The organism is Paenibacillus sp. JCM 9796, from assembly GCF_055379675.1.
The window spans coordinates 1737824-1762143 of the sequence record NZ_AP043723.1 but is presented as its reverse complement, the minus strand read 5'-3'; the positions used below and the strand labels follow the sequence as shown (position 1 = coordinate 1762143).

The 24320-nt window shown below is 60.0% G+C and carries 22 protein-coding genes; 18 read left to right on the top strand and 4 right to left on the bottom strand.

What is annotated here, in order from left to right:
* From ACZ439_RS08570 to ACZ439_RS08520, 11 genes are all read left to right on the top strand, one after another.
* A complete protein-coding gene (locus ACZ439_RS08570) occupies window positions 1-894 on the top strand; it encodes an FAD binding domain-containing protein (RefSeq protein WP_054799743.1) in 894 nt (297 codons plus the stop codon).
* A 16-nt stretch (window positions 895-910) separates the two neighbouring features.
* On the top strand, window positions 911-3292 hold the full coding sequence (gene pucD, locus ACZ439_RS08565; RefSeq protein WP_464620881.1) for a xanthine dehydrogenase subunit D: 2382 nt from the start codon (window positions 911-913) through the stop codon (window positions 3290-3292).
* Window positions 3289-3816 carry a (2Fe-2S)-binding protein gene (locus ACZ439_RS08560; protein WP_054799823.1) on the top strand — a complete coding sequence of 176 codons (528 nt, stop codon included), beginning with the start codon at window positions 3289-3291 and terminating at the stop codon, window positions 3814-3816. The genes pucD and ACZ439_RS08560 overlap by 4 nt, the downstream gene beginning before the upstream one ends.
* Before the next feature lie 24 nt (window positions 3817-3840).
* The gene (pucL, locus tag ACZ439_RS08555; RefSeq protein ID WP_464620880.1) at window positions 3841-5352 is read left to right on the top strand and encodes a factor-independent urate hydroxylase; all 1512 of its coding nucleotides are present in this window, start codon (window positions 3841-3843) and stop codon (window positions 5350-5352) included.
* Window positions 5349-5711 carry a hydroxyisourate hydrolase gene (uraH, locus tag ACZ439_RS08550; RefSeq protein ID WP_054797881.1) on the top strand — a complete coding sequence of 121 codons (363 nt, stop codon included), beginning with the start codon at window positions 5349-5351 and terminating at the stop codon, window positions 5709-5711. The genes pucL and uraH overlap by 4 nt, the downstream gene beginning before the upstream one ends.
* 46 nt (window positions 5712-5757) lie before the next feature.
* Window positions 5758-7128 (top strand): allantoinase AllB, encoded by a 1371-nt coding sequence (gene allB, locus ACZ439_RS08545; RefSeq protein WP_464620879.1) that lies wholly within the window; start codon window positions 5758-5760, stop codon window positions 7126-7128.
* 30 nt (window positions 7129-7158) lie between these two features.
* A complete protein-coding gene (locus tag ACZ439_RS08540; RefSeq protein ID WP_141335288.1) occupies window positions 7159-8487 on the top strand; it encodes a M20 family metallo-hydrolase in 1329 nt (442 codons plus the stop codon).
* Window positions 8484-9716, top strand: a complete 1233-nt coding sequence (locus ACZ439_RS08535) for a pyridoxal-phosphate-dependent aminotransferase family protein (RefSeq protein ID WP_464620878.1) — start codon at window positions 8484-8486, stop codon at window positions 9714-9716. Before ACZ439_RS08540 ends, ACZ439_RS08535 begins: the two co-directional genes overlap by 4 nt.
* Entirely contained in the window at window positions 9716-11314 is a 1599-nt protein-coding gene (gene ggt / locus ACZ439_RS08530) for a gamma-glutamyltransferase (RefSeq protein ID WP_464620877.1), read from the top strand. Before ACZ439_RS08535 ends, ggt begins: the two co-directional genes overlap by 1 nt.
* 7 nt (window positions 11315-11321) lie before the next feature.
* Complete coding sequence (locus ACZ439_RS08525; RefSeq protein ID WP_464620876.1) at window positions 11322-11891, top strand: chromate transporter; 570 nt, start codon at window positions 11322-11324, stop codon at window positions 11889-11891.
* A gap of 224 nt (window positions 11892-12115) precedes the next feature.
* Window positions 12116-12472, top strand: a complete 357-nt coding sequence (locus ACZ439_RS08520; RefSeq protein ID WP_464620875.1) for a Dabb family protein — start codon at window positions 12116-12118, stop codon at window positions 12470-12472.
* 225 nt (window positions 12473-12697) lie between these two features.
* Here the strand turns inward: ACZ439_RS08520 and ACZ439_RS08515 are convergent, their stop codons facing one another.
* Window positions 12698-13228: an SEC-C metal-binding domain-containing protein gene (locus ACZ439_RS08515; protein WP_464620874.1), complete on the bottom strand. Its 531-nt coding sequence runs from the start codon at window positions 13226-13228 to the stop codon at window positions 12698-12700.
* Between the two features lie 335 nt (window positions 13229-13563).
* On the opposite strand from ACZ439_RS08515, the gene ACZ439_RS08510 reads away from it, so the two are divergent.
* From ACZ439_RS08510 to ACZ439_RS08495, 4 genes are all read left to right on the top strand, one after another.
* On the top strand, window positions 13564-14121 hold the full coding sequence (locus ACZ439_RS08510; protein WP_054797883.1) for a cysteine hydrolase family protein: 558 nt from the start codon (window positions 13564-13566) through the stop codon (window positions 14119-14121).
* A 25-nt stretch (window positions 14122-14146) separates the two neighbouring features.
* The gene (locus ACZ439_RS08505) at window positions 14147-15589 is read left to right on the top strand and encodes a nicotinate phosphoribosyltransferase (RefSeq protein ID WP_054799825.1); all 1443 of its coding nucleotides are present in this window, start codon (window positions 14147-14149) and stop codon (window positions 15587-15589) included.
* A gap of 45 nt (window positions 15590-15634) precedes the next feature.
* Window positions 15635-16042, top strand: a complete 408-nt coding sequence (locus ACZ439_RS08500) for an SRPBCC family protein (protein ID WP_127607904.1) — start codon at window positions 15635-15637, stop codon at window positions 16040-16042.
* A gap of 179 nt (window positions 16043-16221) precedes the next feature.
* Window positions 16222-16515 carry a Dabb family protein gene (locus ACZ439_RS08495; RefSeq protein WP_054799827.1) on the top strand — a complete coding sequence of 98 codons (294 nt, stop codon included), beginning with the start codon at window positions 16222-16224 and terminating at the stop codon, window positions 16513-16515.
* 68 nt (window positions 16516-16583) lie between these two features.
* Here ACZ439_RS08495 and ACZ439_RS08490 read toward each other — a convergent pair whose 3' ends face one another.
* The 3 genes from ACZ439_RS08490 to ACZ439_RS08480 all read right to left on the bottom strand — a co-directional run bounded on the left by ACZ439_RS08490 (window position 16584) and on the right by ACZ439_RS08480 (window position 19609).
* Window positions 16584-17456: an SDR family oxidoreductase gene (locus tag ACZ439_RS08490; protein ID WP_054797884.1), complete on the bottom strand. Its 873-nt coding sequence runs from the start codon at window positions 17454-17456 to the stop codon at window positions 16584-16586.
* A 184-nt stretch (window positions 17457-17640) separates the two neighbouring features.
* Window positions 17641-18588 (bottom strand): thioredoxin-disulfide reductase, encoded by a 948-nt coding sequence (gene trxB / locus ACZ439_RS08485; RefSeq protein WP_127607907.1) that lies wholly within the window; start codon window positions 18586-18588, stop codon window positions 17641-17643.
* 190 nt (window positions 18589-18778) lie between these two features.
* Window positions 18779-19609 (bottom strand): undecaprenyl-diphosphate phosphatase, encoded by an 831-nt coding sequence (locus ACZ439_RS08480; RefSeq protein ID WP_464620873.1) that lies wholly within the window; start codon window positions 19607-19609, stop codon window positions 18779-18781.
* Between the two features lie 234 nt (window positions 19610-19843).
* Between ACZ439_RS08480 and ACZ439_RS08475 the strand changes: the two genes are divergently transcribed.
* From ACZ439_RS08475 to ACZ439_RS08465, 3 genes are read left to right on the top strand one after another with little or no spacing between them, the layout of a single operon-like run.
* Window positions 19844-21493, top strand: a complete 1650-nt coding sequence (locus tag ACZ439_RS08475) for a response regulator transcription factor (RefSeq protein ID WP_464620872.1) — start codon at window positions 19844-19846, stop codon at window positions 21491-21493.
* Entirely contained in the window at window positions 21490-23268 is a 1779-nt protein-coding gene (locus ACZ439_RS08470) for a cache domain-containing sensor histidine kinase (protein ID WP_054797885.1), read from the top strand. Before ACZ439_RS08475 ends, ACZ439_RS08470 begins: the two co-directional genes overlap by 4 nt.
* On the top strand, window positions 23265-24263 hold the full coding sequence (locus ACZ439_RS08465) for a substrate-binding domain-containing protein (RefSeq protein WP_054797886.1): 999 nt from the start codon (window positions 23265-23267) through the stop codon (window positions 24261-24263). The genes ACZ439_RS08470 and ACZ439_RS08465 overlap by 4 nt, the downstream gene beginning before the upstream one ends.
* Window positions 24264-24320 lie beyond the last annotated feature (57 nt).

Genomic DNA, 24320 nt, shown 5'->3' with positions numbered 1-24320 from the left:
ATGGCTGTTGGCGAATATCCCTTGCCGGAAATGCGGAAGCGGGTGTGGCAGCCGCGAACGCTGGCGGAAGCTTGGCAGTTGAAGAGGACGCTGGGCGAGCAGGCCGTGATCGTCTCCGGCGGCACGCTGCTGCGAACGCAGTGGGAAGCGGGGACGGCGATCATGCCGGGGCATCTGATCAGCCTTGAATCGGTACCGGAACTGCAGGTATGCGAAGCGGGCGGGGCAGCGATTCGAATCGGTGCGGGCGTGACGCTCGCCGCTTGTCAGCGATGGGGGGACGCTCCGTCCTTGCTGAAGGAAGCCTGCCGCCGTATCGCGGCTCCCTCCATTCGCCGCCTGGGTACGATCGGAGGCAACGTCATGTCGGCCTCGGGCGATTCGCTGCCCGCTTTGGCCGTGACGGATGCAGAGCTGGTATGGTACGACGGCAGCGGGTCGGTGGCCGAGCCGGTCGGCGCCTGGCTGGAGCAGCGGCGTGCGGTCGGAGGCTCCGCGAAGGAGACGCGCCTGCTGAAGGAGGTTCGCTGGAGCAGGAAGGCGGATGACCAAGAGGCTTGCGGCTATTACGAGAAAGTCGGGCGGCGCGAAGGGTTCTGTCCTTCCGTCGTGACGGTAGCCGGACAATTTCGGCTCGATGCGGCAGGCAGGCTGCGCGGCGTACGGTTGGCCGCCGGCAGCGCCGCTGCGGTCGCCTGCCGGCTGGCGGAGGCTGAGGCGCTGCTGGAAGGAAGCGTATGGAGCGCGGACTTGAGGCGCAGCGTGCATCAAGCCGTGATGGAAGGGTTCGACGGCGGGGCGGATGCTTTCGCTACGGCGGCATACCGCAAGCGTGCAGCCGCCCATTTGCTGACGGCGTTCCTGGAGGAGCGCGCCGGCTGCCGGGGGGACTAAAGAGAGGAGGGGCAGGATGAGACTGGATAGAACGATGGCAGGAACACGCTGGCACATACGCCCGGACGGACCGGATAAGGTGACCGGACGGCTTGCGTATTTGACGGATATGGGCATGCCCGGCATGCTGTACGGCAAAATTTTGCGAAGCGCTTATCCGCACGCCTGGATCTTGTCCATCGACACGAGCCGGGCGCAGCGGCTGCCGGGGGTTCATGCGGTGCTTACCCATCGCGACGTGCCGGGCTTGAACCTGTTTGGTATCGCGGTTCCCGATCAGCCGGTGTTGTGCGAGGATCGCGTGCGTTTCGCCGGAGATGCCGTGGCGGCGGTTGCGGCTGAAACCGAGGAGCTGGCCGAATATGCGCTGACGCTGATCGAGGTGGTCTACGAGCCGCTGCCGGTCATCGACAGCCCGGAAGCGGGGCTGCGGCCCGATGCGCCTAAGCTGCATCCGAACGGGAACGTGCTGCATCGCACCGATTATGAGCGGGGGAATGCCGCGCAGGCGTTCGCGGCCTGTGCTTTCGTTACGGAAAATACGTACCGGACCCCGCGTCAAATGCACGTCTATATGGAAACCGAAGGCGGATTGTTCGTCCCGGAGCCGGACGGCGCAGGACTTACGGTTTATGCGCCGACGCAGCACGGCTATAAAGACCGGTTTCAGCTGTCGCGTATTCTGGCGATGCCGGAGCCGAGCATTCGCGTCGTGTCCAGTCCGATCGGCGGCTCGTTCGGCGGCAAGGACGAACTGAACGTGCAGCCCTACGGGGCGCTGCTGGCTTTGAAGAGCGGCCGGCCGGTCAAGCTGCACCAATCGCGGATGGAATCGGTTCGCGCCGGATTGAAGCGTCATCCGATGAGCGTGACGATGCGCACGGGAATGGACGCGAACGGCAAGCTGCTCGCCCATGAGATGCGCATCGTGGCCGATACCGGCGCTTACGCCACGCTGGGCGAACCGGTCTTGAACTTCGCGACGGAACACGCGCAGGGGCCTTACCGGATTCCAAACGTCGCGATCGAAGGCTTGTCCGTGTATACGAACAACGGCGTATCGGGCGAGTTTCGCGGCTTCGGCGGCAATCAGGTGATTTTCGCGATGGAGGGGCAGCTCGACCGGCTGGCGGAAGCGGCGGGCATCGATCCGTGGGAGCTGCGCAGCCGCAACTTGCGGGAAGCGGACGATCCCGGGCCGTTCGGCCAGCGGATCGTGGCGACAGACGGCGCCCGCCAGGTGTGGGCGTCGGTGGCCGGCTCCGAGCTGATGCGGAGGAAGGCGCGGGAAGAGCAGGCGGCGTGGCCGGCCGCGAATGAAGAGCTCGCGGGATCGTCGAAGGCGGGCGAAGAGCGCGAGGCGTGGCCGGCTATGGGCGAAAGACGGGCGGGCAGCACCCGGGAGAAGTGGCTGCGCAGGGGAATTGGCGCCGCCATCGCCATGCACGGCTCCGGGCTTGGCTTCGGTCTTCCGGACCCGGCTGGCGGCCGCCTCCGCCTGAATGCCGAAGGCCGCATTGAAGCGGCATTCGGCTACGAGGAATTCGGGCAAGGGCTGCTCGCTTCCTTGCAAATCATGCTGACGGAGCGGTTCGGCTGCGCCAAGGAAGATCTGGAGCTCGTCATCGGCGATACGGCCCGCGTGCCGCACAGCGGCTCCAGCACCGCCTCGCGGGCGACGAGCATGATGTGGCAGGCGCTTCAGCGAATGGAGGCGCCGTTCGCGGGAATGCTGCTCGAAGCGGCCTCCAGGCTGACCGGCGTTCCGACCGATCTATTGAAGACCGGTCCGGGCGGCATCTGGCGAACGGCGGTAAGCGGCGAAGCGGAGCCGGTCATCCGATACCGTGAGCTGTCGGAACGGACGGAAACGCCGATCGCCTGCGAGACGGCGTTTCACTTTCCGACGACGCCGGATGAGCGGGTGGGGGCGCATTTCTTGCATACGTACACGGCGGTGGCCGTCGAAGTCGAGGTGAACCTGCTGACCGGACGTGTGCGGGTGACCGATCAGTACCATGCGGTCGCGGCCGGACCTGTCGTCAATCCGATGGGGTATGTCGGGCAGATTGAAGGCGGCAGCCACATGGCCATCGGATTTGCGCTGACGGAGGACGCTGTCATGGAGGGCGGGCAATACTTGACCCGCAATCTGGATGCTTATTTGATTCCAACGGTGAAGGATACGCCCGCCGGCTTCCAGCTGGATGCAATCGAGGGGCTGCCGGAGGGCGATCCGTACGGTCCGCGGGGGATCGGCGAAATCGGTACGGTCGCCGTAGCTCCGGCGATCGCCGCCGCCGTCCGCGACGCCGTCGGCAAGTGGGTAACTTCACTCCCCATCAACCCGGAAGAGCTTATGGCGGACGATCCGTTTGAAGAGGGGGGAGCGCGATGAGCAGTCTGCCGCAACCGGAACAGGTGAACCGGCTGGCTTGTACCTTGAACGGCAAGCCTTTGGAGCTGGCGGTTGCCGCCGAACGCCGTTTGGTGGATGTGCTGCGCAAGGATCTCGGGCTGACAGGCACGAAGATTTCGTGCGAAATCGGCCGCTGCGGCGCATGCATGGTGCTGGTGGACGGCAAGCCGATGAATGCCTGCTTGCTGATGGCGTATCAGGTGGAGGGCCGCTCGGTCACGACGATCGAAGGTTTGGCCGGCGACGACGGCGGGCTGCATCCGGTCCAGCAAGCCTTCCTCGAGGAAGGCGGCTTTCAATGCGGATATTGCACGCCGGGAATGGCCGTCTCTCTGGTCGGCCTGCTTGACCAGTGCCCGGCTCCGAGCCGGGACGACGTGGAGGAGGCGCTGTCCGGCAACCTGTGCCGCTGCACGGGGTACGGCGGCATTATGCGCGCTGCGGACGCTGCGGTGCGGAACAGGTGCGGGCGGCGCAATGCCGGCGAGCGCGATTTTACCTGAGAAAGGAGAAAGGCGGAACCGCGAATGACAACTATCCATCGCATTTCAATCGGCCAACTGAATCGAATGACGCAGGCCGGGTTTGTCGAAGCGCTCGGCGCGGTATTCGAGCATTCGCCATGGGTTGCCGAGCGTGCTTATGCGGCGCGGCCTTTCACAGACTCGGAGCAGCTGCACCGCGCGATGCTGCGGGTAGTTGACGGCGCTTCGCGGGAGGAGCGTCTGGCGCTGCTCCGGGCGCACCCGGATTTGGCCGGGCGTCTCCAGATGAGCGAGATGTCGGTCCAAGAGCAGCGGGGCGTCGGGTTGAACGAGCTGAGCGTCGACGAATACGACATGTTTACCCGCATCAATACGGCGTATACCGGCAAATTCGGATTCCCGTTCATCATGGCGGTGAAGGGCAGCTCCAAGGAGCTGATTCTCGAAGCCATGCAGGCCAGACTCGAACACAATGTGCAACAAGAGCAGCGTCAAGCGATGACGGAGATCGCCAAAATTACCCGTTTTCGGCTGGACGATTTGATTCTACAGGAAGGGAACGATTGCGTTATGACTACCGGCTATGGCAAACGAACCATGTATTACGGCAAAGGGGATGTGCTCGTCTACCGCACGTATGTCAAACCCCTTGAAGTCAGCCCGATTCCCGAATCGGCCTATACGGGGTCGGACAATGTCATTTTCGCCCTGAATGTCACGGTTTCCGTCAGCGGGGATGCGTTCCTGCCTTCCTTCACGCAAGCGGACAACAGCATGGTGGTGGCGACCGATTCGATGAAAAATTTCATGCTGCGGCATGCCGCCGATTTCGAGGGCTCGACGGTTGAAGCGTTCCTTCGTCATGCGGCGTGCTTGCTCCTGCATAAGTACGCGCATATGTCCGGCGTTGAGCTGTCGGCAGAGCGGCTGCCGTTCGATGCGGTGCCGATTGCGGCGGGGAACGGCGAATTTCGCGGCAGCGGGCTCGTGTACCGCCGCTCGCGCAACGAGAGCGGACGATTTACGGTTCGCGTGGAGCGGACCGGGCAAAGCCTGGAGACGGTCAAGCAATCGGCCGAAATCACGAATTTGCATTTGATCAAAGTCAGCGGGAGTTCCTTCGCGAATTTCGTCCGCGACGAGTATACGACGCTGCCGGAGAGCTTCAACCGCCCGTTGTTCATTTATTTGAACATCGGTTGGGAGTACGCGAAGGCCGACGACGCCCTCGACGGCCAAGCTTACGCGGCCCCCGAGCAAATCGCCGATATCGCGCATACCGTGTTTCACGAGGTGAACAGCGCGTCCATTCAAAGTCTGATTTACGTGATCGGCTTGCGCATCTTGGAGCGTTTCCCGCAGCTCGGGCGCATCTGGTTCGAGTCGAACAACCGCACGTGGGAAACGGTAGCGGAGTCGGCGGCGGGCTCTTCCAAAGCCAAGGTATTTACCGAGCCTAGACCGCCTTTCGGGTTTCAGGGCTTCTCCATGACGCAGGAAGACCTCGCTGAAGCGCAGGCTGCGCAGAAGGCGCAGGGAGCCGCCCTCACATGAGCGGGCGTCTGACGACGCATGTGCTGGAGCTGTCCGGCGGCCGGCCTGCCGCAGGGATGCGGGTCGCGTTATACCGGATGACGCCGGAAGGAGCCGTGAAGCTGCGCGAAGCGACGACGAACGCCGACGGGCGCTTGGATGCGCCGCTGCTGGCCGGCGGCGATCTGCTGGCCGGCACCTATGAGCTTGTTTTTGACGTCGGCGATTGGTACAGCGCCCGCCAGACGGCAGGCGGCGCCAGCGTGCCGACGTTCCTGGAGCAGGTGCCGGTTCGATTTCGCATAGCCGACGGGCAGGAGCATTACCACGTGCCGCTGCTGGTCGCGCCGGGCGGATACAGCACGTACCGGGGCAGCTGAATCCGCCGGGCGGGGAACACGGACGAAGCCGAGAGGGGATGGGCGTATGCTGGATTTGAAAATAACCGGCGGGCTTGTCGTGCTGCGGCACGAAGTTCGCCGTCTGGATATCGGCGTAGCGGACGGCCGGATCGTCCGGTTGGCCGAACATATCACGGGCGAAGCATCAAGGCACTTTGACGCCCGGGGACTTCATGTGCTGCCGGGGATGGTTGACGCGCACGTTCATTTGAACGAGCCGCGCATGGGCCATTGGGAAGGCTTCGAGAGCGGTTCGAAGGCGCTGGCCGCCGGCGGCTGCACCACCTTCCTGGATATGCCTTTGAACGGACTGCCGCCGACCGTCTCGGTGGCGGCCATGTCCCAGAAGCTGCGGGCGGCGGCGAATCGCTCCAGCGTCGATTATGCGCTCTGGGGCGGGCTCGTTCCGGGCAACCTGAAGGAACTTGAACCGCTTGCCGCGGCCGGGGTGATCGGCTTCAAGGCGTTCATGTCCGAGCCGGGCGGCGAAGGCGAAGAACGGTTCCGGCGCGCCGACTATGCGACGCTGCGAGAAGGCATGAAGCGCATTGCCAGGCTGAACCGCGTGTTGGCGCTGCATGCCGAGGATGAAAGCATGGTCGCTTCGCTCGCCGGGCATTCGATCCGCGAAGGGCGCACCGGCGCTCGTGATTACGCGGCGTCCCGGCCGATATCCGCGGAACGGACCGCTGTGCGCCAAGCGCTCGAAATGGCGCGCGAGACCGGGTGCGCGCTGCATTTTGTCCATATCAGCAGTGCGGAATCGGTTCGGATTATTCGTAAAGCGAAGGATCGCGGCTTGGATGTGACGGTTGAAACCTGCCCGCATTACCTCGTGCTGACCGAAGACGACATGGAGCGGATGGGACCGGTCGCCAAGTGCGCGCCCCCGCTTAGAAGCGCCGAGGATCAAATGAAGCTGTGGCAGGCGGTGGCGGACGGCAAAATCGACATCATCGCGTCCGATCATTCCCCGAGTCCGCTGGAGCTGAAGCAAAGCTCGAATTTCTTTCAGGCTTGGGGCGGCATTGCAGGCGCGCAAAGCTCGTTGGAGCTGATGGTGGACGAAGGCCATTTGAAGCGGGGCCTGCCGCTCCCGCTGTTGTGCCGTATGCTGTCGCTCAATCCGGCCGTGCGCTTCGGTCTGCATCCCCGCAAAGGGGAGATCGCCGTCGGCGCCGACGCGGACCTGGCGCTGGCCGATCTGCAGCGGGGGTATACGCTGGAGAGCGGGCATTTGAAGCAGCGGCATGCGTATAGTCCTTATGTCGGCCGAAGGTTCGGGTGCCGCGTCAGCGCGACGTTCGTGCGCGGCCGGCAGGCGTACCGGGCGGATACGCAATCGATGGCGGAGGATGCGGCTGAGGCAGGGGCATGGCTCCGCCACAGCACCTGAACTTTGCGCAGCAGAAACGGAGGAAACGCGATGACGAACGAAGGGAAGCCGGAAGTCGCGGCCGCAGGAGAGCCGGCGCCAACCAAGGAGCCGCCGGAAACCGGGGCGCTCCTCCGCCGCTTTGCCGCGGAAGCGGCGCATATGCTGGATTGGCTCGCGCAATTCGGGAGCGGGGCGAATGCGGATGAAGGGGTTACGCGGCTGCTGTACACCCCGGCCTGGCAGCAGGCGCAGGGTGCGCTTGCGGAGCGATTGGCGGGCTGCGGCCTCGCCGTATCCTATGACGACGTCGGTAATTTGTATGCCCGATTGGACGGCGCCCGGGAGCGCGAAGTCGTCGCGACGGGCTCGCACATCGATACGGTCGTCCGCGGAGGACGTTACGACGGCGCGTACGGCATTGTGGCGGGCGCCCTCGCGCTCGCTTATTTGAAGGAGGCGTATGGACAGCCGGAGCGCACGCTTCAGCTGGTCTCCTTTGCGGAGGAGGAAGGCAGCCGCTTCCCGCTCGCGTTCTGGGGCTCGGGCAGCGTGACCGGCCGCTACCAAGCACGGCACGCGCCGGATGCAGCGGATGCAGACGGCGTTTCGCTTGCCGCCGCCATGCATGAAGCCGGCTTTGGACAGGGCCGGTATGCGGCGCCTCCTGCGGCGGCCGATTGGTCGGCGTTCGTGGAGCTGCACATTGAGCAGGGCAGCGTGCTGGAGCGGGAAGGCGCTGCGATCGGCATCGTTCAGGGGATCGTCGGTCAGAGACGCTTCGGCTTCGAAGTGTCGGGCGAAGCGAACCATGCCGGAACGACGCCGATGTCCTACCGCCGGGACGCCTTATGCGGCGCGGCCGAGATGATCGTCGCGATCCGCGACGCGGCGCTCGCTTACGGCGACCCGACGGTGGCTACCGTCGGTCGCCTGGAGGCCAGTCCGGGCACGGTTAACGTCGTACCGGGCAGAGCCTCGTTCACGCTGGACGTCCGGCACCCGGACGGAGCGGCGCTGGAAGCGTTCTGCGGCGAGTTGATGACGACGCTGGAGCGTATCGCCGCTTCGAACGGGCTGACCGTATCCGCCAGCTTGTGGACGGAAGCCGCTCCGGTGCGCATGAACGGCCGGCTGACGGAAGCCTTGGACCGCATCTGCCGCACCCGCGGGCTCGTCTGCCGGCACATGTACAGCGGAGCCGGACACGACTCGCAGCTGCTGGCGCCGGTATGCCCGACCGCGATGGTCTTCGTGCCGAGCCGCGGCGGCATCAGCCATTCGCCCGCCGAATATACGAAAGCCGAAGACCTTGCCGCAGGTATTGTCGTCTTGGCGGATCTGCTGTATGCTCTAGCTTATAAGGGGGAAACGCCATGAGACCGTACCGCGATTTAGCCCCGTCCCTACGCATGATTATGACGCCGGGACCGGTGGAGGTCGATCCGCGCGTGCTGCGTGCGATGTCCCTGCCCATTCTGGGACAGTTCGACCCGGAGTTTACCGAAATCATGAACGAAACGATGGGCATGCTGCAGAAGCTGTTCCAAACCGGCAACCGCTGGGCATACCCGATCGACGGCAGCTCCAGATCGGGCATCGAGGCGGTGCTGACCGGCCTGGTCGAACCGGGAGACCGTGTGCTGGTGCCGATCTACGGACGCTTCGGCCACCTGTTGGCCGAGATTGCGGAGCGCCTGGGCGCCGAAGTGTTGACGATGGAGCAGGAATGGGGCACGGTGTTCGAGCCGGAAGCCGTGATCCGGCGCATGCGCGAGACGCGTCCCCACCTGGTCGCGATGGTCCACGGCGAGACTTCGACAGGGAGAGTGCAACCGCTTTCAGAAGTTGGCCGGGCTTGCCGTGAGCTGGACGCGTTGTTCGTCGTCGATGCGGTGGCGACGATAGGCGGCATGGAGGTGCAGACGGATGCATGGATGATCGATGCCGTCATTGGAGGGACGCAGAAGTGTTTGTCCGTCCCTTCCGGAATGGCGCCGGTTACCTACAACGACCGGGTCGAGGCCAAGCTGCACCGCCGCAAGCGCATTGAGCGCGGCCTCCGCGATTCCGCGAACGCGCCGACGAACGAAGGGGCGATCATTCGCAGCAATTATCTCGATCTCAGCCAGCTGCAGGATTATTGGAGCTCGAAGCGCCTTAATCATCATACGGAGGCGACTTCGATGCTGTACGCATTGCGCGAAGGGGTCAGGCTCGTGCTGGAGGAGGGGCTGCCCGAACGGTTCGCCCGCCACCGGCTGCACGGAGAAGCGCTGAGCGCAGGCCTCTCGGCCATGGGATTGGAGCTGTTCGGCGATCCGTCCTGCAAGCTGCCGATGGTCGCCTGCGTCAACATCCCCGAAGGTATAGACGGTGAATCGGTACGCCGTATGCTGCTGCATGATTTCAACATCGAGATCGCCAGCTCTTTCGGTCCGTTACAAGGACGCATTTGGCGCATCGGCACGATGGGCTACAGCGGCCGTAAGAGCAACGTGCTGCACACGCTGGGCGCGCTTGAAGCTTCGCTGCTCCGGCACGGCTTCGGGGCCGATGCGGGGGCCGCCGTCCAAACAGCGCTCGATGTATACGGGAGGGACGTCTAATGAACAATGTGATGCCTATCGCTTATCGCGGCATGATTGCGTCGCCGCATTATTTGGCCAGCTCGGTCGGAAACAGGATGCTGCAGCAGGGGGGCAACGCGTTTGACGCCGCAGTCGCCGTCAGCGCCGCGCTGGCGGCGGTTTATCCGCATATGACCGGGCTTGGCGGGGATGCGTTTTTTCTCGTATATGACGCCGCGCTCGGCAAGCTCCGCGGCTTCAACGGCAGCGGCCGTTCGGGCCGTCGTGTAACGCCGGAGCTGTTCGCCCGCGAAGGGCTTGACGCGATTCCGAAGCGGGGCGTACGGAGCGCGATTACCGTCCCGGGCATGGTCGACGCGTGGTGGGAGGTTTGGTCCGCTTACGGCCGGTTGCCGTGGGAACAGCTGCTTGAGCCCGCCATCCGTTATACGGAAGAGGGCGTTCCCGTTTCGCGCGATTTGCACCGCTGGATCGTCAAGGATCAGCCGCTGCTGATGGAGCAAGAGATTCATGCGCGCACCTTCCTGCCTCACGGCGCGCCGCTTGCGATCGGCGAAAGGCTGGTGCAGCCCGAGCTGGCGGCGACGCTTAAGCGGGTCCGCGACGGAGGGCGGGAAGTCTTCTACGAAGGCGAGCTGATGCGGCGTATCGTGCAGGGCTTGCAGCGCGACGGCGGCTGGCTGGAGGAAGAAGACTTCCGCTTGCACCGGGGCGAATGGACCGATCCGATTTCGACGACGTACCGCAGCCGGACAGTCGTTCAGATGCCGCCCAACTCGCAAGGCTTTTCCGTGTTGCAAATGCTGAATATGCTGGAGAACGAAGAGCTTGACCGCGTGCCCCGGCATTCCGCCGACTTTTATCACCTCGCCGCCGAGGTTGTCAAACAAGCGTTCCGCGACCGGGACGCGTATTTAACCGATCCGCGCTTCTCGCCGATTCCGCTCGAACGGCTTTTATCCAAGGAGCATGCCCGCGCGCAGTACCGCAGCATTCGCATGGCTTGGCCGGACGGGGTTTCGTTCGCCTCGAAGGCGATGGGTCAAGATACCGCTTACGCTGCGGCCGTCGATGAGGAGGGGAACGCGGTTTCGTTCATCCAGAGCCTGTATTTCGATTTCGGCAGCGTCTATACGCCGGGGGATACCGGAATCATGCTGCAAAATCGCGGCTCGTTCTTCTCGCTCGATCCGAACGCGGTCAACGTGCTCGCCCCGGGCAAACGCACGTTCCATACGCTCATGCCGGGCATGGTGCTGGAGGGCGGCAAGCCGTGCCTGCTGGTCGGCACGCAGGGCGGGGAAGGCCAGCCGCAGACGCAGCTTTCGCTGTTGACCGGCGTCCTCGACTACGGGTGCAGCGTGCAGGAAGCGATCGCGCTGCCGCGCTGGGTATACGGCCGTACTTGGGGGGACGACAGCGACCTGTTGAGAATGGAAAACCGCGGCCTTGATCAAGCGGCGATCCGCGACCTTCAAGCCCGCGGGCATCGGGTGGAGCTGCTTGGGCCTTGGGACCCGGTCGTCGGGCAGGCTCAAGCCATTAAGATTCACCCGGACGGCAGCTTCAGCGGCGCCGCCGATCCTCGCGGGGACGGCCTGGCGATAGGATGGTGAGCTAGCGATGTGGACAGCAATGCTGGCGAAGCTGTGGCATTTGTTCATCGCCTTCGGTACGGCTACCCTGCTCGGTTACGGCGGGGGGCCGGCGATCATTCCGATCTATGAGCATCAGGTCGTCAATAAATACGGGTGGATGGACACAGCCGAATTCGGCCGTTCGCTGGCTTTCGGCAATGCGCTGCCAGGGCCGATCGCCACCAAGCTGGCGGCGTACATCGGCTATAAAGTAGCCGGCTGGCCGGGCTCCATGGTGGCGCTCGTCGCCGTCGTTATGCCGACTGCGCTGATGATGATCGCCTTGGCCGGCGTCATGATCAAGCTCGAGCATAACCCTTATATCAAAGGGATGATCCGCGGCATTCAGCCGGTTATTTTCGTCATGATGGCGATGCTGGCCTACGATTTTGCCAAGTATGCGTTCGGGCAGACGGACGGTTCGGGGCCGCTGACCTTTCTTCCTTTTATCATCGCCTGCGTGTTCTTCGTGATGGTGCATTACTTGCAGCTGAATGCCGTTTGGGGGATCGTGATGGCGCTGGTCGTCGGGGCGTTTTTTCTGCGGGGGTCTTGAAGCTGCGTATAGAGCCAGGGAAGGCGATTAGTGAGCTCCCGGATTCCGGGGGCTGGTTTTGCTGCGCGTGCATTGCCGTATACGGGGAAAATCGGAGGCGAACCGGCAGCCTTGGGAGCGTACTCCGAGAGCGAGCCAGTGGTTGCGAGCATATGCGTAAGCCTGGAGCTTGCCCGCAGGCGCGCGCGATCTTTTAGCTGTTTGAAGGCGGCTCGTCCGATGATATGATGGGATTGAGCATGAACGAGGAAATGAAGGGGATGGTGATGGGGCCGATGTTTGAGCATCTTGTTTCTTTTCAATTTAACGAGAAGTATAGTCCGGAGCTTGAGAAGCAGCTGCTTGAAGTCTTGTTGTCCTTTAAAGACCGGATTCCCGGCATTGTCGATTTGACGGCCGGCGTGAATGTGACGGAAGAAACGGAGCATATGCACGGTTACACGCTGGGACTTCGCGTCACGTTTGAAGATCGCGAGGCGCTTCGTCGATATGGGCCGCACCCGGTGCACCAGCAATTCGTACAATTGTTGGACGGGATCGTCGAGAACGTCATTGTGATCGATTATCCGGTGATGAACTAACAGGAGAAGCCGAATCGAATGGAGACAGGCATAGGGGCGATTGTGGGCATTATTAGGGAGATCATTTTGCGGCCAGGAGCAGTCGACAAAAACGGAAGGCCCGGGGTGCGGTGGCACCTCGGGCCTTCCTAATTTCGGGACGCAAGCTAACCTTGCTTCTGCCAATGCATGGAGCAGCTCTCTTTCGTGCTTCCCGCAGCATAGCTTGAGCCTGCTTCCGCTTGCTTAAGCCAGCCTCGGTTCGCTTACCGAGCTGTACCCGGCTGCATGCTCCTGAACAAATTCGACCAGCTCTTGATACTTCTTCCCGACGGTCGATGCGGATACAAGATATTTCTGAGCCAGGTTGTTTTGGGTGGTCGGCTGTCCGAAGGCTTCGGAGATCATATACTCCAAAGCAGCGCAGAACGCGCCAACTTTACGAATGACAGGCTTGCGCAGGGTGGAGAACTTGTTCCACGTCGAAACGGCCTCCAGCACGTGCTCCGGCTCATAAGAGGGCTCCATCTGCTGAATCAGATGGTCTGCAAGCTGCGAATACATTTCGTTGGCCCAATTCATTTCCGTAAAGGCCAGTCTCCTTACCTCGCCTATCGTTATGGCATCACCGCCGCCCGTGTTTGCGGGCGTGGCTATTGCTGCTTCTGCCGGACGCAGTTGCCTTTGTTCCCCGGTTTTGTCCGCCTCGAGACAACACTTTTTATACTTATTTCCGCTGCCGCAATGGCATCGATCGTTTCTGCCTAACTTTAACACCTGTTTTCCTCCTAAAATGCTGTTTATGGACAATCGCATCTCTCCATTCTAGCATATCTTTTTTTTATTATGAAAAGGATAGATTTACCCTTGGCCGGTAACGGGGTACGAGACGTGCAAATTTTTATTTTCCGCTGCCTCCCTATATACTAAAATAAGGTAACGTGTATCGCTCGCCGGATGCAAGAAGGCCAAGCCTGCCGGAAGCAGGGTTATACCGAATCGTTATCGGGCAAAATCGAATGGACGGACGAAAGCGATACGTTAACCCCATAATGATACCATCAACAGGATAGGATGCTTACGATCATAACTTACTTTCCAGGAGGGTTATCATGAAAGCTTTAATTGTTATCGATTATACGGTCGATTTCGTAGTCGGGAAGCTGCCTTGCGGACAGCCGGGCATCGATATCGAGGAACGGATCGCGGAACTTGCGCGCGAATTCGCGGAGCAAGGCGCATTCACCGTCATGGCGGTGGATCTGCACGAGGAGAACGACCGGTTTCACCCCGAGCATAAGCTGTTCCCGCCGCACAATATTCGCGGTACCGAAGGGCGCAAGCTGTACGGCCGGCTTGAACAAGTCTACGAGGCGCAGCGCGGCCGCATGGATTGGATGGACAAAACGCGTTACAGTGCGTTTTGCGGTACCGACCTCGAGCTGAAGCTTCGCGCGCGGGGCGTTCAAGAGGTGCATTTGGTCGGCGTCTGCACCGACATCTGTGTGCTTCATACGGCTGTCGACGCTTACAATAAAGGCTTTGATCTCGTCGTGCATGAGGATGCGGTGGCTTCGTTCAATCCGCAGGGGCACGACTGGGCGCTCCGGCATTTTCAGAACACGCTTGGCGCGAAGATTGTTCGCGGCGGGGAGACGGTTACGTTATAGAGGCAAGGACATGGAGGGAAGGCAGATGAATGAGGAGCAGTTGATCCTGCATACGGATAAATATCAAATCAACATGATGTATGCGCATTGGGTACAGGGTTCGCAGAATGAGAAGGCCGTCTTTGAAGTCTACTTCCGCAAGCTGCCGTTCGGCAACGGCTTCGCCGTCTTCGCGGGGTTGGAGAGGGTGGTGCGGTATATGCGAAACCTGCGGTTCGGCGAGGAGGAGCTCGCTTACCTGCGCACGCAGGAGGAGAATTACCCGGAAGCGTTCCTGCAGGCGCTGCGCGACTTCCGTTTCACCGGCAGTCTGTACGCCGCCCCGGAAGGAACGCTCGTATTCGCGAACGAGCCGCTCGTACGTGTGGAGGCGCGCATATTCGAAGCGCAGCTGATCGAGACGGCGCTGCTCAACTTCGTGAACTACCAGACGCTGGTCGCGACGAAGGCTGCCCGGGTCAAGCAGGTCGCAGGCGAGGACGGGCTAATGGAGTTCGGCACGAGGCGCGCGCAGGAAGCCGATGCCGCTGTCTGGGGAGCACGGGCGGCGTATATCGCCGGGTTCGATGGAACGTCGAACGTGAGAGCGGGCATGCTCTTCGGCATCCCGGCCAAGGGTACGCATGCGCATTCGTGGGTGCAGGGGCACGAGTCGGAGGACGAAGCGTTCCGCAAGTTCGCTGAAGCGCTGCCCGATCACGTGACGCTGCTCGTCGATACGTACGACACGTTGAAGAGCGGCGTGCCGAACGCGATCCGCACAGCCCGGGCGCTTGAAGCGCAGGGCAAGCGGATGCAGGCGATCCGGCTGGACAGCGGCGACCTGGCCTACTTATCGAAGACGGCTCGGGAGATGCTGGACGAAGCGGGACTGTCCTACGTCCGGATTGTGGCGTCCAACGACCTGGACGAGAGCATCATCTTCAACCTGAAAGCGCAGGGGGCCCGCATCGATACGTGGGGCGTAGGCACGCAGCTTATTACGGCCGCCGATCAACCGTCGCTCGGCGGCGTATATAAGCTGGTCGCCCGGGAGCGCGATGGGGAGCTCGTGCCCGTCATCAAAATTTCCGGGAATCCGGAGAAGGTGACCACCCCCGGCCTAAAGGAGGCGTACCGCCTGATCAACAGAAGCACGGGGAAAGCGGAGGCCGACTACATTGCGCTGCGGCATGAGCAGGACGTCCGGCAGGGCGAGCGCATCAAGCTGTTCGACCCGGTGCATCCGTACATCTACAAGTATCTGGACGATTACGAGGCGATTCCGCTGCTGCAGCCCATCTTCGTGAATGGCGAGCAGGTCTACGCGCTGCCCTCGCTGGGTGAGGTCCGCCGCTATCATCGAGAGCAGCTTACGCTGTTCTGGCCGGAATATTTGCGCAAGCTGCATCCGGAAGCGTACCCGGTCGATCTCAGCACGGAGCTGTGGGAGCTGAAGATGGAGATGATCGCCAAGTTCCGGTATTAAGTTTTCCCCGAAAGTGGACCTTCCCCTGGAAAGGAACGTGTGCCGATGACCTCTGTTCAAAAAACAAAAACAATCAGCGTTACCGTAGATCGAGGACCCGGGGAGGTTTACGAATTTATAGCCAACCCGGAGCATCTGCCGCAATGGGCTCCGGGATTTTGCCGGTCGGTAAGGCGGGCAGAGGAGGAGTGGATCGCAGAAACGCCGGACGGCCCGATGACGATTCGTTTCGTCCCGGGCAACGAGTTTGGCGTGTTGGATCATTACGTCAGCCCGGCGCCGGGACAGCTGATTCTGAATCCGATGCGCGTTATTCCCAACGGGCCCGGGTGCGAGGTCTTGTTTACTGTGTTCCAGCAGCCCGGCATGTCGGATGAGCAGTTTACAACCGATATACGTTTGGTGGAAAACGATTTGCAGACCTTGAAGGGCGTGCTGGAACGTTTGCTATAACAGGAAACATTGGCAGGCCCCGCCAACGCCTTCTCTCTCCACCTTTCTAACGCCGCACAGCCTCATGACTCGCAGGCTTGATACAAGCTGCGAGTCATGAGGTTTGGTTGGTTTTGATAACCGGACATGATATAGTAGAGTGAACGAAAAATCAATGATGTAAGGGGCCTGTGCACTCCATGATCGATCATATTGTACTTGTTAAATTCAGTGAATCTACGACCCAGGAGCAGTTGACCGAGGTTGTGGAACGGTTCAAAGCGCTGCGGAGTCATCTGACGGGAATCGTCGATCTTCAAGCAGGCCTGAATTTCTCGGAGAAAAATCAAGGCTATCAAGTCGTGTTGTCGGTTCGCTTCGAAGACCGTGCCGCGCTCGAAGCCTACGGGCCGAACCCGGAGCATCAAGCGGTCGCCGCTTATATTCAGGAAGTCGGACGCGTGGATAGCATCGTGGTTGATATTGAAGTTTAAACATGCGAAAGAAGCCGGCTGCCGCGAGCAGCCGGCTTCTTTCGCTTGAAAGGCGGAACTCTGCGGTGTCATTGATTTTGGCCGGGGGCGAAAGATTGGCCTTTACGGGTCATTGCGGCCAAACGCATCCACTGCTCTTCCGTAACGTCAAGCAGCTCGTTGAATTGACCTGCTCCCTGCAGCCACTCCCCGCCGTCGATTGTGACGACCTCGCCGTTCAAATAACCGGCATAATCGGAAATCAGATAAGCGGCCAAGTTCGCCAGCTCCGCTTGATCGCCCACCCGCCGCAGCGGCACCCGGTTAACCAGCTTCCCGGCTAACTCTGGCGTAGGGGCAAGTCTGGACCCGGCTCCATCCGTTGGGAAAAGTCCCGGCGCAATGGCCGCTTGCCGGATTCCGTGATGCGCCCACTCCACGGCAAGAGAGCGGGTAATCGCCAGTACGCCTGCCTTAGCCGCTGCGGATGGAACGACAAACCCTGAACCGGTGGAAGCATACGTAGTGACGATATTTAACATCGTGCCGCCCGTTCCTTGCTCGATCCACCTTTTTCCGACCTCCAGCGTCATGTAGAAGGTCCCGTGCAGAACAATGTTCAATACCGCATCCACAGCACGCGGGGACAACCGCTCCGTAGGGCTGGCGAAATTTCCGGCCGCGTTATTGATCAGAACATCGATGCGCCCGAAGCGCCGTTCTACGGCATCTACCATTTCTTCAATTTGACGGGGATCTCTGACGTCACAGCTTTTATAATAAACCTCTTTCCCGCCGACGCCCATCTCCGCAGCGGCTCTTGCCAAAACTTCCTCGCGGCGGCTTGTAATCGCGAGCTTCGCCCCTAGTTCCAGGAATCTCTCCCCCATGGCCCGCCCAAGCCCGGTACCGCTTCCGGTGATCAGAACCACCTTATTCTTCAATAATTCCCGATCGAACATGCGCTGCACCCCCTGCAGAAAATGGTGTATACCGAAACAACCCCGCCAGCCGTTAGAGATACAGCTTAGTTCTCTGTATGATGCAGGAGCTCGCGTTATGTCTGGATATGCTGGGATTTTGTTGACCCCACAGCGCATACAAAAAAACAGCCCGCCCTCTTCAAAGAGGACGGACTGTTCGGTTTTACAAGCTGAGGCTATAATCGTGAACCAGATGGCCCTCGAGGAATTTCTCGCACTCCAGTGCCGCCATACAACCGCTGCCGGCTGCTGTAATCGCTTGGCGGTATTTGCTGTCCTGTACGTCGCCACAGGCGAAAATGCCTTCGACATTCGTTTGCGTCGTGCCTGGCTTAACGAGGATGTAACCGACTTCGTCGGTTTTGATTTGACCTGCGAGGAAGCCGGTATTCGGCTTATGACCGATTGCGACGAAAATACCGTCGGTTTCGATCACTTCTTCGACGCCGGTTTCGTTGTTCAGCACTTTAAGGCCGGTGACGCCTTTATCGCCGGAGATGACTTCCAGCGGCGTGCGGTTCAAGCTCCATTTGATTTTGCTATTCTCTCTGGCGCGATCCTGCATGATCTTCGACGCGCGCAGCTCGCTGCGGCGATGCACCAGCGTCACTTCAGACGCGAAACGGGTCAGGAAGTTCGCTTCTTCCATGGCGGAGTCGCCGCCGCCGACCACGATAATTTTTTTGCCGCGGAAGAAAAAGCCGTCGCAAGTGGCGCACGTGCTGACGCCGCGACCGATGCTTTCCTTCTCGTTCGTAATGCCGAGCAGCTTGGCCGATGCGCCGGTGGAGATGATCAGGCTCTCCGCCACCAGTTCGCCCATGCCTTCAACGTTCAGCTTGAAGGGGCGCTGCGACGTGTCGACGCTGTTCACCCAGCCGGTCTTGAATTCGGCGCCGAACCGTTCGGCTTGCTTACGCATATTAGCCATCAGTTCCGGGCCCATGATGCCTTCCGGAAAGCCCGGGAAATTTTCAACTTCCGTCGTTGTGGTCAATTGACCGCCCGGCTCGGGACCTTCAATGACAAGGGGATTTAAATTGGCGCGAGCCAAATAAATGGCCGCCGTTAAGCCGGCAGGGCCAGTACCGATAATAATCGCTTTGTGCATGACGAGTTCCTCCACTCTTCTGCTATTCTTGCAGTTCATTGGTGTATCTTTTCGACCATTATACCCCCCGGGGGATCGTCAAGTCATGATCGCTTCATGAGGGTTTGATGAAGAAATGATGAAGTTGAATGAAACCTGCACATTCGTGTCGAGTGATCGGCCGCTTTGCGCTTCGTTGGCCGTCATGACCCTAGAAATAAAGTAACCAGATGAGCGCTGCCAGTAGGATGCGGTAGATGGCGAACGGCACAAGCTTGACCCGCTGAATGATTCTCAGAAAGAAACGGATCGACACGAGGGCGAACAGAAAGGCGCTCATAAATCCGGCTATGAAAAACGGCAGCGCACCCGCCGTCATGTACTCCCAGTTTTTCAACAGCGATACGGCGCTGGCCCCCATCATAACCGGCACGGCCATCATGAAGGAGAAATCGGAAGCCGCCCGATGGCTCATGCCGAGCAGCACGCCGCCCGAGAGCGTCGAACCCATCCGCGAGAAGCCGGGACACAGCGCGAAGCATTGAAACAGCCCCATGTACAACGCTTGCTTGTAGCTCATCTGATCGACCGTCTCCGTGGTCGGGCGTTTAGGACGGAACCCGTCCGCCGCTATCATCAGAACGGCTCCGCCCATCAGGCCGATCATGACGGTCTGCACCGAAAACAAATACGTATCGATCACATCCTCGAAAATCAGGCCGAGCACGCCGAAAGGCAGCAGTCCGACGATGATCTGTCCCAGCTTCAGTCTATCGCCGAGTCTTTGGTCGACCGTTATATTTTTTTTCAATCCGAGCAGGTTCAGGAATCGGTCTTTAAATACGACAACGACGGCCATAATCGAGCCTAGCTGAATGACGACCTTGAAGGTGTTGGCCACCGGGGGCGAGAACAGCTCCTTCGAGCGGAACAGCAGGTCGTCCACGATGATCATATGCCCGGTCGACGAAATCGGAGCGAACTCGGTCAACCCTTCTACAATGCCTAGCACGATGGCAACGACAATTTCCCATAAGTTCAACAGTGTAGTTTCCTCCCGACATGAAATCATGCTTTTTATCCAATTTATGCCCTTGTCCGAAACCTCATGATAACCGTCCCGCATGCCTCTTGCGAAACGGCTATGCGTTCCGGGCCGGCCGGCCTTCTTCATAGACGTCCAAACCGCGGCTTTCCCCTTCAGTTTCCTACTTCCAAACGGTTTTTTTTTCTGGTACATTGATTACACAAATGTGAGGATATGGGGGACCGGACGATGTACAAGCTGATTTTGGCAGAAGACGAAGAAGACGTCCGAGAAGGGATCGTGCAGGAAATCGACTGGGCGCGATACGGCTTCGAGGTGGCGGACACGGCGGAGAACGGCAAGGACGCGATGGAATTGATCGAACGGTGGGTGCCGGACGTCGTGGTGACGGATATCAAGATGCCGTTCATGGACGGCCTGCAGCTGTCCGAATGGATTCGCGAGCGGTACCCGACGACGAAGGTGATCATCCTCACCGGCTTCGATGAGTTCGAGTATGCCCAGAAGGCGATTAAGCTGCAGATCGACGAGTATGTGCTGAAGCCGTTCTCTGCTCAGGAACTGATCGACGTGCTGGTCAAAATCAAGGAGCAGATCGATGAGGAGACCGAGCGCAAGAAGAACATGCTGACGCTGCAGGAGCATTACCGTCAAAGCCTGCCGGTACTGCGCGAAGTATTTCTGTCATCGCTGGTCACGCGCAAGCTGCCGCGCCGCCAGATTGAGGAGAAGTGCCGAAACTATCAAATCGAGCTGGATGGCGACGCGTATGTCGTCTCGGTCATCAGCCTCGATAAACCGGGGGAAGAGGAGCCGGGGGCCGGACAATCGGCCGAATCGCTGCGTTTTTCCAACGATATGGAGCTAAAAGCGTTCGCTGCCCTGAACGTGACGGAGGAAATTGCCGACAAGTACAACCTCGGACTCGTCTTTTTGCACAACGGACAGCTGGTGGCGATTACAATTCACCGGGACGAGGCCAACGAACCGGCTATAAAGAAAACGCTTACGATCATGGAAGAAGTACGTCAAAGCATCGAAAAATATTTAAAATTTACCGTGACGATCGGCATCGGTACGGTTTGCCGCGATGTGACCGATTTGTCCTACTCGCATCAGGATGCGGAGCTGGCGCTTGACTACCGGCTTATTCTCGGAGGCAACCGGCTCATCAGCATTGACGACGTTGAGACCCGTTTTGTGGAAAAGCTTCGCTTTGACGAGCTGAAGGAGCATGCGCTGATCCGCTGCCTGAAGGTCGGGACGACGCAGGAAATGCAAGAAACCGTGGACAGCCTGTTCGAAGGCATCGTCGATCTGCAGGTGTCGGTGAAGGATTACCAGATTTACCTGATGGAAATCTTGACGGCGATTCTGAAGGCGGCCAAAGACGCGCGGGCGGACCTCGACGCGATCTTCGGAGCGGACTTCATGCCGCTGGCGGAGCTGCACCGGTTCGCCGAGCTGCAGGAAGCGAAGAGCTGGGTCGTCGGGCTGTGCACGCGCCTCATGCAGGCCATAGCATCCGACCGGCAGTGCACGTACAAGTCGCTGGTCGATCAGGCGAAGGAATATACGTTGAACCACTTTCACGAAAGCGATATTTCCATTAACAAGGTGTGCGGCCATCTGCATATTAGCGCAGGCTACTTCAGCAGCATTTTCAAGAAAGAAGCGAAAATGACGTTCGGCGCCTACCTGATGCACATTCGCATGGAGGCGGCCAAGGAACTGCTGCGCACGACCGATCTGAAGGCATTCGAAATCGCCGAGAAGGTCGGCTATACGGAGCCGAACTATTTCAGCTTCAGCTTCCGCAAGCACGTCGGGGTTTCGCCGAAGGAATACCGCGGCGCCTCGTCGGAGGGCGCTTCATGAAAGCCGGACGCTGGCGGCGCAAGCTGCTCGATACGTGGAGGGGCAAGAGCATCCAGTTCATCATCACGGCTTCGTTCACGCTGATTACGCTGCTCGTGATGATCGTCGTCAGCGGCATTCTGTACAACAAGTTTTCCGGGACGGCCGAACAGAACGCGTTCCTCAGCAATGAGCAGATTGTGGAGCAGGTCAAGTACAACCTTGAGATTTACTTGCAAAATATGGCGCAGATGTTCGAAACGATCGACGCCAAGGTTCGGGTTGGAAACAGGATGTCGAACGAACGGCTGCTTGAGCAAATCGGCACGATTCTCGAAACGCGCGACGATGTGGTGTCGATGGGCTTGTTCCGGGAGGACGGGACGCTGCTCACCGGCCTGCCCGCGGCTCCGATGCGCAGCAACACCCGGCTGACCGAACAAAGCTGGTTTCGGTCCGCGCTGGAGAATCCGAACCATCTGACCTTCTCGCTCCCGCACGTGCAAAATTTGTACAAAGGCGAGTACAAATGGGTCGTATCGATGAGCAAAGGGATTACGATCAGCCACGATGGAAACATATCTAATGGCGTCCTGCTCGTGGACGTTAACTTTCGGACGATCGACGAGCTGCTGCGTCGTGTGAGCTTAGGGAAGAAAGGCTACGTGTACATCATCGATGATTCGGCGGGCAATATCGTGTACCACCCGCAGCAGCAGCTTATCTACGCCGGATTGAAATATGAGAATGTCGAACAAGCGCTCAAGTATACATTCGGCAACTATGTCGATTCCTCCAGCGGCGAGAAGCGCTTGATTACCATTAAGACGGTTAACAACATCGGGTGGAAAATTATCGGCGTCTCCTACATGGATGAAATCGTCACGACCCGTAAGGAAATCGGCCAGTTCATCTCGTGGCTGCTGATTTTCGTGATCGTGTTCGTGCTGTTCATCTCCGCGTTCATGTCAGCCCGCATCTCGATGCCGATCAAACGGCTGGAGCGTTCCATGCGCAAGGTCGAGCAGGGGGACTTCGACATTCATCTGGAGGTGCAGGGCGAGGACGAGGTCGGCCGCTTGTCGCGCCGCTTTAATTTCATGGTGGTACGCATTCGCGAGCTGATGGGTCAAATCATCCACGAGCAGGAAGCGAAGCGCAAGGGGGAGCTTGAGGTGCTGCAAGCCCAGATTAACCCGCATTTCCTCTATAATACATTGAATTCGGTTGTGCGCATGGCAGGCAGCGGCAAGAGCGAAGAAGTGATCACGATGATTACGTCTTTGTCCAAGTTTTTCCGAATCAGTCTCAGCAAGGGCAAGCATATTATTCCCGTGCAGGATGAGCTGGAGCATGTGCGCCATTACCTTATCATTCAGAAAATGCGCTACAAGCGCAAGTTCGACTTCGTGATCGAGGCGGACGACGAGGTGTTGGCCGTCCCGACGCTGAAGCTTATCCTGCAGCCGATTGTCGAGAACGCCATCTACCATGCCATGGAGATTATGGTCGACGACGGGCTGATCGAGATCGCCGCGGAACGGCTTGGCAGCCGGGTACGGCTTCAGGTCCGCGATAACGGGCCGGGCATTCCGCCGGACAAGCTGGAGCGGCTGCTCTCCGGCGATGCCAGGAGCGATGAGGGCTCGGGCGTCGGGGTAAAGAACGTGCATGAGCGGATCCGGCTGCATTTTGGCGAAAGCTACGGTCTGGAGATCGAGAGCAAGCTGGAGGTCGGAACGACGGTCACACTGTGGATCCCGTTCGACTCGGGGCGAGAGGGGGCGGGCGTATGAACCGGAGCAAGAAGCTGCGTTGGCGCTGGTGGACGGCGGCGCTGACGCTGGCCGTCATGACGCTGCTGCTCGCTTCCTGCAGCAAAGAGACGACGCAGCCGCATATCGCGGAGGCGAAGAAGCAAGTGGCGCTGGTGCTCAAGACGCAGCACAGCGACTTCTGGCGAACGGTGCGCACGGGGGCGGAAGCGGCCGCCAAAGAGTTCAACGTCGAGCTGATTGTCGAGGCCCCGGTGCAAGAGGAAGACGTGGCGGGGCAGGTGAAGTACGTGGAAGAAGCGATTAACTTCAAACGCGACGCGCTCGTGCTTGCGGCTAACGACGGCGCCGCCTTGGCCGAGCCCGTGAAACGCGCCGCTGCGCAGCGGATGCCGGTCATCGCGATCGACACGGAGGTTGAGACCGGTAAGACGGAGGCGTTCATCGGCATCAACCACTACGAAGCAGGCCGCAAAGCGGGGAAAAAGCTGGCCGAGCTGCTCGGCGGGAAGGGCCGCGTGGCGCTCGTCAGCTACAAGCCGGACGCAAGGAATGCGGCCGAGCGCGAACGCGGCGTGCTGGAGTCGCTGGCGCAGCATCCGGATATCCGGATCGCCGATAAGACGTATTGCTACTCCGATCAGCGGTTGTGCGGCGAGCATGCCCGGCAGCTCGTGCAATCCGCCGAGCCGGTCGACGGGATCGTGGCGCTGCACGCCGTGTCCTCGATCGGCGTCGCCGAGGAGATCGAGCGGCTCGGGCTGCAGGGTAAGGTCAAGGTCGTCACGTTCGACAGCACCCTGGAGGATATCGAATACCTCCAGGAGGGCGTCATTCAGGCGACGATCATCCAGAACCCGTTCAGCATGGGCTATCTGGGCGTCAAGTATGCGGTCGACTTGCTCGGCGGGAGCAAGAAGGTGCCTGCCCGTTACGACACAGGCACGACGGTCATTGACCAGAACAACATGTTCTGGTCGGATAATCAGAAGCTGCTGTTCCCGTTTGTGAAGTAACTTGGTTGTAACGACCGTTTGAATTGAAAGCTTGAAAGTGAAACGACAGCGTTACGG

Bases quoted from the DNA above. Each gene is read 5' to 3' on its own strand.
- ACZ439_RS08570 (WP_054799743.1), top strand. From the start codon at position 1: ATGGCTGTTGGCGAATATCCCTTGCCGGAAATGCGGAAGCGGGTGTGG.
- pucD (WP_464620881.1), top strand. From the start codon at position 911: ATGAGACTGGATAGAACGATGGCAGGAACACGCTGGCACATACGCCCG.
- ACZ439_RS08560 (WP_054799823.1), top strand. From the start codon at position 3,289: ATGAGCAGTCTGCCGCAACCGGAACAGGTGAACCGGCTGGCTTGTACC.
- pucL (WP_464620880.1), top strand. From the start codon at position 3,841: ATGACAACTATCCATCGCATTTCAATCGGCCAACTGAATCGAATGACG.
- uraH (WP_054797881.1), top strand. From the start codon at position 5,349: ATGAGCGGGCGTCTGACGACGCATGTGCTGGAGCTGTCCGGCGGCCGG.
- allB (WP_464620879.1), top strand. From the start codon at position 5,758: ATGCTGGATTTGAAAATAACCGGCGGGCTTGTCGTGCTGCGGCACGAA.
- ACZ439_RS08540 (WP_141335288.1), top strand. From the start codon at position 7,159: ATGACGAACGAAGGGAAGCCGGAAGTCGCGGCCGCAGGAGAGCCGGCG.
- ACZ439_RS08535 (WP_464620878.1), top strand. From the start codon at position 8,484: ATGAGACCGTACCGCGATTTAGCCCCGTCCCTACGCATGATTATGACG.
- ggt (WP_464620877.1), top strand. From the start codon at position 9,716: ATGAACAATGTGATGCCTATCGCTTATCGCGGCATGATTGCGTCGCCG.
- ACZ439_RS08525 (WP_464620876.1), top strand. From the start codon at position 11,322: ATGTGGACAGCAATGCTGGCGAAGCTGTGGCATTTGTTCATCGCCTTC.
- ACZ439_RS08520 (WP_464620875.1), top strand. From the start codon at position 12,116: ATGATGGGATTGAGCATGAACGAGGAAATGAAGGGGATGGTGATGGGG.
- ACZ439_RS08510 (WP_054797883.1), top strand. From the start codon at position 13,564: ATGAAAGCTTTAATTGTTATCGATTATACGGTCGATTTCGTAGTCGGG.
- ACZ439_RS08505 (WP_054799825.1), top strand. From the start codon at position 14,147: ATGAATGAGGAGCAGTTGATCCTGCATACGGATAAATATCAAATCAAC.
- ACZ439_RS08500 (WP_127607904.1), top strand. From the start codon at position 15,635: ATGACCTCTGTTCAAAAAACAAAAACAATCAGCGTTACCGTAGATCGA.
- ACZ439_RS08495 (WP_054799827.1), top strand. From the start codon at position 16,222: ATGATCGATCATATTGTACTTGTTAAATTCAGTGAATCTACGACCCAG.
- ACZ439_RS08490 (WP_054797884.1), bottom strand. From the start codon at position 17,456: ATGTTCGATCGGGAATTATTGAAGAATAAGGTGGTTCTGATCACCGGA.
- trxB (WP_127607907.1), bottom strand. From the start codon at position 18,588: ATGCACAAAGCGATTATTATCGGTACTGGCCCTGCCGGCTTAACGGCG.
- ACZ439_RS08475 (WP_464620872.1), top strand. From the start codon at position 19,844: ATGTACAAGCTGATTTTGGCAGAAGACGAAGAAGACGTCCGAGAAGGG.
- ACZ439_RS08470 (WP_054797885.1), top strand. From the start codon at position 21,490: ATGAAAGCCGGACGCTGGCGGCGCAAGCTGCTCGATACGTGGAGGGGC.
- ACZ439_RS08465 (WP_054797886.1), top strand. From the start codon at position 23,265: ATGAACCGGAGCAAGAAGCTGCGTTGGCGCTGGTGGACGGCGGCGCTG.